The organism is Defluviitoga sp. (genome assembly GCF_035349255.1).
GTDB lineage: Bacteria > Thermotogota > Thermotogae > Petrotogales > Petrotogaceae > Defluviitoga.
Genome location: NZ_DAOPSE010000001.1, coordinates 183,295 through 196,837, shown reverse-complemented (window position 1 = coordinate 196,837; position 13,543 = coordinate 183,295). Strand labels below are relative to the sequence as shown.

The window sequence follows — 13,543 nt, the reverse complement described above, 5'->3', positions numbered from 1 at the left end:
TAGAAGAGGAGGCGTTTTTACATGGGGTATCCACCTGAACCTTTTAAGATCAAAACGGTTGAAATAATAAAAATGACAACTGAAGAGGAAAGAGCAAAAGTACTTGAAGAAGCAGGGTATAATACCTTTTTGATTCCTTCCAAAAAGGTGTATATTGATTTATTAACTGATAGTGGGACTTCAGCAATGAGCGATCATCAGTGGGCTTCTATGATGATCGGTGATGAAGCATATGGAGGAAGTGAGAATTGGTACCATCTTCGAGATGCTGTTCAGGACGTGTATGGTTTTGAATATGTTGTACCTACTCATCAAGGTAGAGGTGCAGAAAATATTTTGTCCCAAATTATGATAAAACAAGGTGATTATATTCCTGGAAATATGTATTTTACCACCACGAGAACACATATTGAATTAAACGGTGGCAAATTTGTGGATGTAATTATAGATGAAGCACACCAACCTGAGATTGATATACCTTTTAAAGGTAATGTTGATTTAAAAAAGTACCAAAATTTAATTGATGAAGTTGGAGCAGAGAAAATTCCTTATATTTGCGTTGGAGTTACTGTTAACATGGCTGGAGGTCAGCCCGTTAGCATGGAAAATCTAAGAAAAGTTAAAGAAATATCTCAAAAAAATGGTATAAAGGTGATGTTTGATGCTACTAGATGCGTAGAAAATGCATATTTTATAAAGGAACAAGAGCCTGGCTATGGTGATAAAAGCATAGCTGAAATCTTAAAAGAAATGATGAGTTATGCAGATGGTTGTACAATGAGTGGGAAAAAGGATTGTTTAGTGAATATCGGAGGTTTTTTGGCTTTGAGAGATCAAAGTTTATATGAAAAGGCCACTTCTTTAGTAGTTGTTTATGAAGGAATGCCTACTTATGGGGGTATGGCTGGTAGGGACATGGAAGCTATGGCTACAGGAATATATGAATCTTTGGATTTTCATTATATCGAGCACAGAATCAAACAAGTAAGGTACTTAGGTGACAAGTTAGACAAAGCAGGTATTCCAATTATAAAACCAATTGGAGGTCATGCAGTTTTTTTGGATGCTAAAAGATTTTTACCTCATTTATTACAAGATGAACTTCCTGCACAAGCTTTAGCTGCAGAAATTTATTTAGATTCAGGTGTTAGATCAATGGAAAGAGGAATTGTATCAGCAGGTAGAGATGAAAATGGTAGAAATCGTTATCCTAAATTGGAAACGGTTAGGTTAACAATTCCAAGAAGAGTTTATACTTATTCACACATGGATGTCGTTGCAGATTCCATTATTAGATTATACAGTAGGCGAGATTCTATTAAAGGATTAGAATTTGTCTACGAACCGCCATTATTAAGATTCTTCACAGCAAGGTTCAAACCTATTGAATAAAAGTAAACGTTTCAATCTTCAGACAATTTGCCTCTTTTCCCATATTAATGAATTCTTCCACTATTTTTAGCTTCTTATTGCTAAATCACATTCATTACTCATTTTTTGAAAAATTGTAAATAGATAGAAAGGTGATTAAAGATGAAAGTTACAGTTCAAGATGTAATAAATTCAATAGTTATTTCTGAAGTGATCGAGAAAGAAACTGTTGATAAACTAGAATTTGGAGATCCAAGGACCTTTGTAAAAGGAATTACTGTGACTTTTTTAGCTACCCAAGAAGTAATCGAAAAGTCCATTGAACTTGGTGTAAATTTTATAATCTCGCATGAGGGGATTTTTTATAGCCATATTAGTAATATGGGATTTCTTGAATCAGATCCCGTGGTTCAATATAAACTTAAAACAATTGAATCGAATAACTTAGCGGTTTTCAGACTTCATGATAATATTCACAGACGACACCCAGACAGTATTATGGTGGGACTACTAAAATGTTTAAATTGGGAGAGTTACGAAGTCATTAGGCAGACGACTTACTCGGTACTAGATATTCCTAAAAAAACTTTACTTGAGGTTATAGAATATGTAAAAAAAATTTTGAACGTTCAGTATTTACGTTTTGTAGGTGATTTATCGATGGAATGTAGTCGTGTGGGTATATTAGTTGGATACAGAGGAACAGGTCAAATGGCTATACCTCTTTTTCATAAAGAAAATCTAGATTTATTAATTTATGGAGAAGGTCCAGAATGGGAAACTCCAGAATATGTTAGAGATGCGATTCAACAAGGTCGACAAAAGGCTTTGATTGTTTTGGGTCATGCTGAAAGTGAGAAACCGGGAATGGAGTATATTGCAAATATTATAAGAGAAAAATTTCCAAATATCCCCGTTCATTACATCTCACAACCACCTATTTTTAGAATTTATTAACAATAGAGATCGATAAAAACCAATTAACTGTGACTATGTAATTGAAAATATTACAGAGATTGAAAATTTAGAAAGATCTAGATGTTTTTGAGAAATAGTCATGAATTAATATTGTCTACTTTTTAATAATGTTGGCACAGTTGAAGGAAATGGGTTTATCAATTTTATAACGAAAGTACAAATAGGACAAATAAGCATATAAGTATTTGTTTAACGTTTATACAATATTTTTTAATTTAAGTTGTGATATAATTAAAAGTGTAAGTATTTTTATTACAAATTATGTTTTTTAGAACTTGTCAAAGGAGGGATAAAAATGAGTCTTAAAATTTCTTCTCCGGCTTTTAAAAGCAACGATTACATTCCTAGTAAGTATTCTTGTGAAGGAAGAGACATAAATCCGCCTTTAGTCATTGAAGAAATTCCGGAAAATACTAAGTCGTTGGCATTAATAATGGATGATCCAGATGCTCCGAGAGGGACATTTGTTCATTGGGTAGCATGGAATATTGAAGTAGTGGATGAGATTCCAGAAGCAATTCCTAAAACACATATTGTTAATTCACCTATCTCATTAAGACAAGGCAAAAATAGTGCTTATCAAATAGGTTATATGGGTCCTTGTCCTCCAGTTGGTCATGGGGTTCATCATTATCATTTTAAAATATACGCATTAAATACGAAGCTAGATTTACCAGATAGTACAAAGAAGGAAGATCTCTTGAAAGCCATGCAAGGACATATTATTGAAGAAGCAGAAATCGTTGGGTTATATAAGAGAGCTTGAGATTATTTTTAATAACCATTTGGTTGATATAAGATTGTTAGGAAAAGGTTCACTCTATAATTTTATATTAGATCCACTTATTTAAAAGGGTTTGACTTTTTAAAATGAAGTATGAATTTAAGTGGAAAAAATGGGTATTTTTCGTGCTGTTTTCTTACTAAAATAAGAGAAGATTAGTAAAATGTAAATGAGTTAAATCTTAGGATGCATGAATGGTTTTTACAAAAAGTGAAACTCATAATAACAGAAAAACAAGTATTTTAATGTTTCTAAAATGATTAAAAAAGTTGAAATATAGGAGGGAAATTATGGACTTTAAACTAGAACTTGTTCAATTAACAATTCCAGAAGATGCAAATGTAATCGTTGGTCAAACCCATTTCATAAAAACTGTAGAAGATATCTATGAAGCTATTGTAACTACCAATCCTTCTATGAAATTTGGAATTGCATTTAATGAGGCATCCGGTCCAAGACTTATAAGATTTGACGGAAATGATGAAGAACTAATCAATGTTGCAATAGAAAATGCACAAAAAATAGGAGCAGGTCATTGTTTTGTTATTGTATTGAAAAACGGGTATCCAATAAATATAAAAAATCAATTACAAAATGTTCAAGAAGTTGTAGGTATTTTTACAGCTACGGCAAATCCTGTTCAAGTGGTTGTTGCCGAAAGCGAACAAGGAAGAGGGATTTTAGGTGTTATAGATGGCTTTAAACCTCTGGGTGTAGAGAAACAAGAAGATATTGAAAATCGTAAGGATTTTTTGAGGAAAATAACAAAATACAAAAGATGATGAGTATAAACATTTTTGAATTAGAAAATTTTTTGAATTCTATATTAGAGCCGTGGAATTATGACGATTTTTGTCATAATGGAATTCAGATAGAAGGTAAGCATGTAGCCAAAAAAATAGGTTGTGGTGTTTCATTTAACGACGAATTTGTGAGTAGTGCAATTAATGAAAACTGCGATCTTATTTTAGTTCATCATGGAATTTTTGGTAAAGACTTTTTTCAACTGACGGGATATATGAAAAGAAGGGTAGAAAAAGTTATAAAAAGTGATATAACTTTGATGGCTTATCATCTTCCTCTGGATGGTCATGAAAAGTATGGAAACAATATAAGTATACTAAAATCCTTAAATTTAAAAATTAAAGAAAAGATATATGTAGGATTTATTGGGGAATATGAAATCCCGATCAAATTTGAAGAGTTCCAGAAAAAACTAAAAGAAATTTTTGGAACGCAGCCTTTACAGTTATATAAGAATAAAGAGTATGTAAAAACAGTTGGAATTTGCTCTGGAGGCGCCGCCTCTTTTATGGAGAAACTTGAAGGTAAGATAGATACTTTTATCACGGGGGAGGTTAAAGAGCAAACTAGAAATATAGCTTCAGAGATGGGAATCAACTTTATAAATGCAGGACATTACGCTACAGAGATTTTTGGAATTAAAAATATAGGAAAAATCCTCGAAAATAAATATGGCTTAGAAGTTATTTTTATTGATGTTTATAATGAGGTATGAAGCATAAAAATTGCATTCATAAATATTATTTCACAAAATCAACAAGATTAGGAGAAACTATGTGGATATTATTGATTATATTCGGGATAATATTGGTTTATTTTTTATTTTTTTGGATAATTCCTTTTATGTTAAAGGGGGCCATATACGATCCTAGTAGGAAAGAAGCCGTTGAAAAAATGGTGGAACTTGCTGAAATAAAGCCAGGAGAAAAGTCAGTTGATTTGGGATCTGGTGATGGAAGAGTTGTTATTGAGTTTGCAAAAAGAGGTGCTGAAGCTCACGGGTATGAAATTAACCCCTTTTTAGTGATTCTTTCAAAAAGAAATATTCGAAAAAGTGGTTTTAAAGGGAGAGCGTTCATTCATTGGAAAAATTTTTGGAAAGCTGATTTGTCAGAGTACGATATTATCACGGTTTTTCAAGTTAGTTTCGCAATGAATAAATTAGAAGAAAAGCTAAAATATGAGTTAAAATTTGGTGCGAGAGTCATATCAAATTATTGGAGATTTCCTAATTGGAAGCCTGTAAGATATGAAAAAGATATTTATGTATACGAACGAAAAATATATCCATTCCATTAAATAAAAAGCGTAAGGAGAAACATAAAATCATGAAAAAAGTTGAAGACTCAAAAAATAAAAAAACAGATAGTAAACTTTTATTTTCTGTTGTTTTGAACTTAGGAATTACGAGTGCAGAAATAGTTGGTGGAATATTATCTCATAGTTTAGCTCTTTTGTCTGACGCTTTTCATAACTTAAATGATACCCTTGCAATATTGATTAGTTTTATAGCAAATATTCTTTCTAAAAAGCAGGATGATTCTAAGAGAACGTATGGTTATAAAAGGTTTGAAGTACTAGCTGCTTTTGTCAACACGCTTTTTTTAATGGTTATCTCTGTTTTTTTATTTATAGAGGGGATAAAAAACGTTTTCAACCCAAACATCGTTACTGGAAATATAATGCTTAGCGTGGCTGTTGTTGGATTAGTTGGTAATTTAATTACGGTTTTTTTACTTTTTAAAGATTCAAAGAAAAATTTAAATATAAAAGCGTTATTTATTCATATTTTGAGTGACACTATTTCTTCTGTTTTTGTAATTATTGGAGCTTTTTTAATTATTTTTAAAAATCTCTATATTATAGACCCGATATTTACTTTTATTATAAGTGGATACATCTTTTTTGAAAGCATTCCCCTATTAAAAGAGACAGTGAACATTCTTTTACAAGGTGCACCGGACAACATAGAAATACAGCAAATAAAAACTGAAATCGAGAAGTTACCTTTTATAAAAGATGTTCATCATATTCATTTGTGGACCACTGACGGAGAAGATAAATATCTAGAAGCTCACATCAGGTTAAGTGAAAATTTTGATAATGAAAATTATGATTTGGATAAATGTATAGATACAATAAATAGTATTCTTAAAGATAAATTTGAAATAAATCATTCAACATTACAATTTGAGAGAAATAGATGTCTTGAAGAAAGTGTACAAAAATGAAAACTAGAATATGTTTGATATTTTTCCTGTTCATCTCATTATTTTATTTTTCATTTAATATGCATATTTTTCCAATTACTCTCTATATAGAAGATATTAGATTAGAAAGGTTTTCCAACGATTTTGGTATTAATCTTGCTGAGCCTATTATAGTGTTGGAAGCAATTTCGCTAGAGGAGTTCACTGAATTAACTCAGTTGCCTTATTCTTATTATTCGGGTGCATTAATTGTTAAAAGAAACAATTACTACGTAGTTACTCTACCTTTTAAAATATTGCACAAAAACAACATTTTTTATGATACTTTAATTCACGAATTTATGCATTATCATCTTGAAAAATATTTTCACTTTTCTGAGGAGGAGCAAGAACGTATAATTTCAAAATTTGTAAAGGGGGAATTCTCATGAAAATCCAATTGTACAATGTATTTGTAGAACCTTTTAAGATTGCTTTTAGCAAAGAACCTCTTATACTCATCCCGCTATTTATTAATATTGTTATTACTATACTTTTTGATATTTTAGCGAGATTGGGACCTATCGCCAGTTTTCTTTCAGTCATATTGATAGGTATTTTTAATACCTTCTTCTTTGCTTGGACAACTATATTGTATGATGAATTTAAAAGATTTAAGAAATCCGATTTTAAAGAAAGCTTTGCTAAAATTAAAAGACTATTTCTTGATATTACTATTCTTTCGATATTTGTTGGATTTTTAATTTCAATAGGTTTTTTAGCCTTTGTTATACCTGGTGTAATCCTAGCACTTTTTCTTATCTTTTCACCATGTGTTTTTGTTGTAGAAGATGTATCGTTATCTGATTCAATAAGAAAAAGTTTTTCCTTTGTGTTTAAGGCAGATCATTTTTTCCAAATATTAATTGTATTAATAGCCATATTTCTTTTAGGATTAATACCTTATGTGGGAGTTTACATTTCTACTTTATTAGAGTTTTTATGGCTTCCATATCTTTATGTGTATTATCGAGAAGATAAAGAGGAGAAAATTATACAACAAATATCTCAAGATGGTCAAAAATTAGATAAAAAAGATGTAAATAGCGATCAAACTTATCAAGATTAAAGCTTAATTGGAGGTGTTTTATATGAACAAAAAAAAGGCATTAGGAATCTTAGAATATGCGTTAGCAAAGGAAATAGAAGGTATGCAATTTTATGAATCTAAAGCTAAAACTGTGAAAATAAAACAGGTAAAAGAGACGTTTGAAGAGTTGAGTGAAATGGAAAAAAGTCATGCAGATTATATAACCAGTCTTATAAACGAAATAGAAGAACATGATTATGTTCATTTTAGGCAAGATATTGATATTGGTCAATCTTTCCGTAAAAGAGCAGAAGAAGAAATAGTGTATTCTGGAGATTTTAACGCTTTAAAATCTGACATTCCTGTTCTTAGAATGGCTTATTTAATAGAAGAAGACTTCATGAATTTTTATAACAAAGCGGCAGAAAGTGTTGACGACGAGGAATTAAAGAAAGTTTTAAAACATTTGGCAGAATGGGAAAAGAGTCATAGAGATATGATTTACAAATTGTATCAGAAAGTGGCAAAAGATTATTGGCAACATGTTGATGTTGAACCTCTATTTTAATTTTAAATAATAGAAGGGATGCTAGCTAGCATCCCTTCATTTTAAAGTTTATAAATTATGTTTGTTTTAATTTGATTTTATTAGCTTGCGTAGGCAACACTTCTTTTTTCTCTTATAACGGTTACTTTAATTACACCAGGATATTGAACTTTTTCTTCTATTTGCACAGCAATATCGTGAGCTAATTTTTCAGCTATAGCATCATCTACTTTATCTGGTTGAATAATAACTCTTAGTTCTCTACCAGCTTGAATTGCATAAGCTTTGTCTACGTGCCTAAAACTTTTAGCAATCTCTTCTAATTGTTCGATTCGTCTTATATAATTTTCCAACGTTTCTTTTCTAGCACCAGGTCTTGATGCAGATAAAGCGTCACTTGCAGCTACCAACACGGCTTCTGGTGTCATCGGGTCTACTTCATCGTGATGGTATTGAATTGCGTTTACTACTTCTATTTTTTCTCCATATCTTCTAGCAATTTGGCCTCCAACCAACGCATGCGAGCCCTCAACTTCGTGGTCGACAGCTTTTCCTAGATCATGAAATAATGCTGCTCTTTTGGCTAATTCTACGTTGAGTCCTAACTCGCTTGCCATAAGTCCCGCAAACTGAGCTACTTCTATAGAATGTTCCAAAACATCTTGTCCATAGCTTGTTCTAAATTTTAACCTTCCTAGTAATTTTATAATTTCATTATGTGGTTGTTTAATTCCTACCCTTAATACTGCTTCTTTTCCAACCTCTTTAATGTATTCCTCGACTTCCTTCTTTGATTTTTCATATAATTCTTCAATTCTAGCAGGATGAATTCTGCCATCGGCTACCAACATTTCTAAGGTTCTTTTTGCTATCTCGCGCCTTAGTGGATTGAAAGAAGATATAACTACGATTTCTGGTGTGTCATCTATTATTAAATCGGTTCCAGTTAATTTTTCGAAGGTGCGAATATTTCTTCCTTCTCTTCCTATGATTCTACCTTTCATGTCATCAGTAGGTAGTGAAACGGTGGATGTTGTTAGTTCTGCTGTTACATCTGAGGCGTATCTTTGAATAGCTGTAGTAATTACCCATCTAGCATATTTTTTTGCTTCTTCTTCATAATGTTCTTTAATTTCTCTAAATTTTTGAGCTAGTTCTAATTCATACTTTTCTTTTGTCTGTTTTAAAACTATTTCTTTTGCTTCTCCTTCTGAAATTTTAGCTATTTCATTCAATTTAGTTTCTAACTCTAATTCCAGTTGGTGTGTATTGGCAATTTGTGCTTCTAATTTTTCTTTTAGTTTTTCTATGTTTTCTTCTTTTTTATCTAACAATTCTTCTCTACGAATTAATCTTTCTTCCATTAACTTTAATTCGTCTCTCTGTTTTTTTAATTCTAGATCAAATTGTTCCCTTAACTTTTGTATCTCATCTTTAGCCTGTAAAATTTCTTTTTGCCTTAAAGTTTTTGCTTCTTCTTCAGCTTTTTGTAAAATTTTCTGTATTTCCTTTTGTTTGTTTTCTAATTCCGCTTCTAGCTTTTCTTTTTTATCTTTTAAAGAACCTATCAGCTTTTTATTACCTATATTAATTCCTATAAACAACCCTAAAATAAAAATAATTGCACTAATTATAATTATTATTCCTGCTATCAATTTTAATCACCTCTCAAGTCTTCTATAACACAGTTTATTATGTCTGGCTCAAAACCTCTTCTGAATAAATAGTTTCTAGTTTTAAGCTCATCTTTGGTTTTGTTGTAATATTTTGTTGCAATTTCAGTTGCTATCTCAAAAATATCGATTTCCTCACTGATTTTTTCCAAGACGTTATTAATAAGGTCTTCTTCTACCCCAAATCTTTTTAACTCATTTCTTATATATATTGGTCCTTTTTTATCGAGCGTTAGTTTATCATAACTAAACAAATAAGCAAATATTTCATCGTTTAATAACCCATTCTCTTTGAATTTATCAACAATTTTCAAACATACATCTTCAGAAAATCCTTTTAGTTTTAGTCTTTGTAAAAGTTCTTTCTCTGATCTTATTCTATATTTTATTAAACTCAACGCTGCTTTCTCAGCTGCCTTTTCATCAAAAGGATCAATTTTTTGGTTTTTCTTTTTCAATTTTGTTTATTTCTCGCTTTCTTTAACTTTATCTTTTGCCTTACTAGACTTTTCAAATTTTTCAGTTAGATAATCAGGTATTAAGATTCCATGATTTTTTCTAATAGTATATTCTAGGTAGTCCAAAATATCAGGGTTTTGAACAAGATAAGCTACAGAATTAGTTTTTCCTTGACCTAGGCTTATCTCCTCTCCCTTATCGTTTATATATGAAAACCATGCACCTTTTCTTTGAATTAAACCCTCTTCTAGTGCTAAATTGAAGATATCATTTTCTTTTGCAAACCCTTTACCGAATATCATATCTACACTAACTTCTTTAAAAGGAGGAGCTACTTTATTTTTTACCACTTTTAAAACCGCCTCGTTTCCTATCTGATCTTTTCCTTCTCTTATAGCAGCACCCTTTCTAGTTTCTATTCTTATTGTAGAATAGAATTTCAAAGCAACACCACCTGTAGTAGTTTCGGGATTCCCATATAATACGCCAATTTTCATTCTTATTTGATTTATGAATACAACAATAGACTTTGATTTACTCACACTACCCGCCAATTTTCTTAACGCTTGAGACATGAGTCTTGCTTGAAGTCCTACATGAGCGTCTCCCATAGAACCTTCAATCTCTGCTTTTGGAACTAGCGCCGCAACTGAATCAACGACAATTATATCCACGATATTAGATCTAACTAAAGAGTCAACTATTTCTAAGGCTTGTTCGCCAAAGTCAGGCTGAGAAACTATCAATTTATCCACATCGACCCCTAATTTTTTGGCATATTCTATGTCTAAAGCATGTTCAGCGTCAATAAACGCAGCTATGCCGTTCATTTTTTGCACTTCAGCTAAAGCTTGTAAAGCTAGTGTTGTTTTTCCAGATGCTTCATTACCATATATCTCGATTATTCTGCCTCTAGGATAACCCCCAATGCCTAAAGCTATATCAAGGGATAAACATCCAGAAGGAACCACAGAAATGTCTCTGTTATCCAAACCTTTCCCCATTATCATTACAGAACCTGTACCATGTGTTTTTTCTAGTTCTTTCACTAGTTTTTCTAACAGAGCATCTTTATTTACATCTTTCGGATTATCTTTGGCCATTAATTATTACGCCTCCCTCAAAATCGATTGTATACAACTTATTGTATATAGGTCCATTTTTTGTCAATACTGAAGAAAATATTTCTATTGAATTAACATGAACTTTTATTTCTTCGAAACTTGTTGTACTTATAAGTTCTTTCCAATGCTTAGGGTAATTTTTGACCCTTCCAATAGTAATGTGAGGTTTAAAAATGTTGTCTTTTACTTCAAAATCACAAATTTTAAGCACTGTTTTTATTTCTTCATACAAACCATTTAAGGTAGTATCTTCTCTAATTCCTAACCACAATACTTTTGGAATAGAGTTTCTTTCAAAAAAACCTAAATTTTCCACATAAAAGTGGAAGGTTGGAAACCCAGCTAGTCTATCTCCTATTTTATAAGCCAACTGGGCTAATTTGGATATCTTCTGGTCGCCAAGAAAAAAAAGAGTTAAATGAGTATTGTCTGTTTTGGTCCAAGTAGCTCTAAAACCCATCCTTTTAAGCTTTTCTACAAGCTCATCTAAAGTTTTCTTAACTTTTTGATTCGTTTCTATTGCGATGAAAGATCGAACTGCATCTACGTCTGATTGCTCTTTATTTTTCTTCAACTCAATCATAGTAAAGTTCCTCCTTTGTGTTACTTGACTTCTTTAAGTTTCTTTAAACGCCTTTGAGTTTTTAATAGTGTAATTTGCTGCAGATACTAAACTTATGATTAATGTCAAATACAATAAAAGATTTACAAGAGTACTCCAGAGTTGTAAATAGATCAATATTATTAAAATTATTTCCAAGACAGTTTTCATTTTTCCTAGGACGTCTGCAGGTATTACAAGATTTTTACTTGCTAAAAACATTCTAAGACCACTGACATATGTATCTCTAGCAACAATTAAAGCCACGAACCATCCTGGGATAATTCCTATCGCTAACATAGCGATAAAAGTTGAGTTTATCAATATTTTGTCAGATATTTGATCAAGAAATTTTCCTAAATCTGTAACTTGCCCTGTTTTTCTAGCTATTAAACCGTCAAAAAGGTCGGTTAAAGAAGCAATAATAAAAATTATTAATGCAGATACGTAATATTTTTCTTCTAATACTGTTAGTGTAAAAACGGGTATAGCCAGAAATATTCTAGAGAGACTCAATAAATTGGGAATATTCATTTTCTGCTACTTCTCCTTCCAGATCATATTCATAACTCCCAGTTATTTTTACATTTATAAACTCCCCTAACTTTAACTTTTTTTTGCTTCTAAAAAATATATTTCCGTCTATTTCTGGAGCATCTAGGTAACTTCTTCCAATGTAAATATCATCTTCCTTTTCCTCTATTAATACTTTTAAAATATATCCTAAAAAAGATTGCATAACATCTTTAGAGATTTCTTGTTGGATTTTCATTAGCGCTTCTTGCCTTGCTATTTTTGTCTTCTCATCTACTTGATTTGGCATGTTAAACGATAAAGTATCTTCCTCTTGAGAGTAAATGAAACTTCCAAGCCTTTCAAATTTTGCATCGTGGACAAAATTCAAAAGTTCTTGGAAATCTTTTTCTGTTTCACCCGGGAACCCCACCATTAAAGTTGTTCTGATTACCGATGGTTGTTTTCTTATTTGTTCTATCAATTCAATTAAATCCTTTTTTTTCTTTATCCTTCCCATAAGGGTTAGAATTTTTGTGGAAATATGTTGAATAGGAACATCGAAATACTTTAATACTTTATCCGTGTAATGTATGACTTCAATTATATTTTTATTTAAAAAATCCGGATGTAAATATAACACCCTTATCCGAAAATCACCTTTTATATTATTTAAGGTCTTTAGTAACTCAGGCAAGGCCTGTTTCTTATAATTATCAACACCGTATAAACAATTATCTTGAGATACTAATATAATTTCTTTCACACCGTTATTTACTAAAAATTCAACTTCATTTTTAATATCGAGAATCTCTCGACTCTTAGGTTTACCTTTAAAGAAAGGTATGGAACAAAAAGTACAATTTCTATTGCATCCATCTCCTATTTTTACATAAGCATAATATTCTCTAGGTTTTGATCTTATTTGACATTCATATGTAGTTTCTGGTTCTGTTGCTTTATAGGTAAATATTTCACTTTCTAATTTGTCAACTATAGTTTGGGGTGACAAAACTCCATACAGTCCATCAACTTCTGGTATTTCTTCTAATATTTCTGTGTAATATCTTTCTGCTAAACAACCAAATGGAATAACCTTTATATCTTTTTTTTCATCCTTTAATAAAAGATATTCAAATATTGCTTCAATACTTTCTTTTTTTGCATCTTCTATAAAACCGCAAGTGTTAATAAAGATATAATTTGCATTTATTGGATCTGGAGTATATCTATAACCTTTGTTTTCAAGTATACCCTGTAAAATATCCGCGTCAGCATCATTCTTTGGGCACCCTAGTCTTACTATGTGAAACTTATTCATTAGTTACCTCCAAAAATTCAATAAATTAAAACTTTCAAAATTACAAAGAACTTATTTACCGTTTTTTATTTCATACAATATAAGTTAAA

16 protein-coding genes are annotated in these 13,543 nt (G+C 31.1%); 10 read left to right on the top strand and 6 right to left on the bottom strand.

Annotation, left to right across the window (positions count from 1 at the left end; translation table 11 throughout):
- The first annotated feature begins 21 nt into the window (after nt 1-21).
- The 10 genes from PKN74_RS00900 to PKN74_RS00855 all read left to right on the top strand — a co-directional run bounded on the left by PKN74_RS00900 (nt 22) and on the right by PKN74_RS00855 (nt 7,784).
- Nucleotides 22-1,392 (top strand): tyrosine phenol-lyase, encoded by a 1,371-nt coding sequence (locus PKN74_RS00900; protein ID WP_472307635.1) that lies wholly within the window; start codon nt 22-24, stop codon nt 1,390-1,392.
- Between the two features lie 141 nt (nt 1,393-1,533).
- Nucleotides 1,534-2,328, top strand: coding sequence for a Nif3-like dinuclear metal center hexameric protein (locus PKN74_RS00895; RefSeq protein ID WP_472307633.1), 795 nt, complete (start codon nt 1,534-1,536; stop codon nt 2,326-2,328).
- A 316-nt stretch (nt 2,329-2,644) separates the two neighbouring features.
- Nucleotides 2,645-3,115 carry a YbhB/YbcL family Raf kinase inhibitor-like protein gene (locus PKN74_RS00890; RefSeq protein WP_472307631.1) on the top strand — a complete coding sequence of 157 codons (471 nt, stop codon included), beginning with the start codon at nt 2,645-2,647 and terminating at the stop codon, nt 3,113-3,115.
- 308 nt (nt 3,116-3,423) lie between these two features.
- A complete protein-coding gene (locus PKN74_RS00885; protein WP_472307629.1) occupies nt 3,424-3,915 on the top strand; it encodes an adenosine-specific kinase in 492 nt (163 codons plus the stop codon).
- Nucleotides 3,912-4,652 (top strand): Nif3-like dinuclear metal center hexameric protein, encoded by a 741-nt coding sequence (locus PKN74_RS00880; protein WP_472307627.1) that lies wholly within the window; start codon nt 3,912-3,914, stop codon nt 4,650-4,652. The genes PKN74_RS00885 and PKN74_RS00880 overlap by 4 nt, the downstream gene beginning before the upstream one ends.
- A gap of 128 nt (nt 4,653-4,780) precedes the next feature.
- The gene (locus PKN74_RS00875) at nt 4,781-5,236 is read left to right on the top strand and encodes a class I SAM-dependent methyltransferase (RefSeq protein ID WP_472307625.1); all 456 of its coding nucleotides are present in this window, start codon (nt 4,781-4,783) and stop codon (nt 5,234-5,236) included.
- Nucleotides 5,237-5,265: 29 nt separating this feature from the next.
- Complete coding sequence (locus PKN74_RS00870; RefSeq protein ID WP_472307623.1) at nt 5,266-6,168, top strand: cation diffusion facilitator family transporter; 903 nt, start codon at nt 5,266-5,268, stop codon at nt 6,166-6,168.
- A complete protein-coding gene (locus PKN74_RS00865) occupies nt 6,165-6,578 on the top strand; it encodes a hypothetical protein (protein WP_472307621.1) in 414 nt (137 codons plus the stop codon). The genes PKN74_RS00870 and PKN74_RS00865 overlap by 4 nt, the downstream gene beginning before the upstream one ends.
- Nucleotides 6,575-7,255 carry a YciC family protein gene (locus PKN74_RS00860; RefSeq protein ID WP_472307619.1) on the top strand — a complete coding sequence of 227 codons (681 nt, stop codon included), beginning with the start codon at nt 6,575-6,577 and terminating at the stop codon, nt 7,253-7,255. The genes PKN74_RS00865 and PKN74_RS00860 overlap by 4 nt, the downstream gene beginning before the upstream one ends.
- A 22-nt stretch (nt 7,256-7,277) precedes the next feature.
- On the top strand, nt 7,278-7,784 hold the full coding sequence (locus PKN74_RS00855; RefSeq protein ID WP_472307617.1) for a ferritin-like domain-containing protein: 507 nt from the start codon (nt 7,278-7,280) through the stop codon (nt 7,782-7,784).
- Between the two features lie 80 nt (nt 7,785-7,864).
- Here PKN74_RS00855 and rny read toward each other — a convergent pair whose 3' ends face one another.
- Genes rny through rimO form a run of 6 tightly spaced genes read right to left on the bottom strand, consistent with a single transcriptional unit; the run spans nt 7,865 to nt 13,454 of the window.
- The gene (gene rny, locus PKN74_RS00850) at nt 7,865-9,418 is read right to left on the bottom strand and encodes a ribonuclease Y (protein ID WP_472307615.1); all 1,554 of its coding nucleotides are present in this window, start codon (nt 9,416-9,418) and stop codon (nt 7,865-7,867) included.
- A gap of 2 nt (nt 9,419-9,420) precedes the next feature.
- A complete protein-coding gene (locus tag PKN74_RS00845; RefSeq protein ID WP_472307613.1) occupies nt 9,421-9,894 on the bottom strand; it encodes a regulatory protein RecX in 474 nt (157 codons plus the stop codon).
- A gap of 6 nt (nt 9,895-9,900) precedes the next feature.
- Nucleotides 9,901-10,998, bottom strand: coding sequence for a recombinase RecA (gene recA / locus PKN74_RS00840; RefSeq protein WP_472307611.1), 1,098 nt, complete (start codon nt 10,996-10,998; stop codon nt 9,901-9,903).
- Nucleotides 10,985-11,602: an RNA 2',3'-cyclic phosphodiesterase gene (thpR, locus tag PKN74_RS00835; protein WP_472307609.1), complete on the bottom strand. Its 618-nt coding sequence runs from the start codon at nt 11,600-11,602 to the stop codon at nt 10,985-10,987. Before thpR ends, recA begins: the two co-directional genes overlap by 14 nt.
- Before the next feature lie 33 nt (nt 11,603-11,635).
- Complete coding sequence (gene pgsA / locus PKN74_RS00830; RefSeq protein ID WP_472307607.1) at nt 11,636-12,154, bottom strand: CDP-diacylglycerol--glycerol-3-phosphate 3-phosphatidyltransferase; 519 nt, start codon at nt 12,152-12,154, stop codon at nt 11,636-11,638.
- Nucleotides 12,123-13,454: a 30S ribosomal protein S12 methylthiotransferase RimO gene (rimO, locus tag PKN74_RS00825; RefSeq protein ID WP_472307605.1), complete on the bottom strand. Its 1,332-nt coding sequence runs from the start codon at nt 13,452-13,454 to the stop codon at nt 12,123-12,125. The genes pgsA and rimO overlap by 32 nt, the downstream gene beginning before the upstream one ends.
- Between the last annotated feature and the right edge of the window lie 89 nt (nt 13,455-13,543).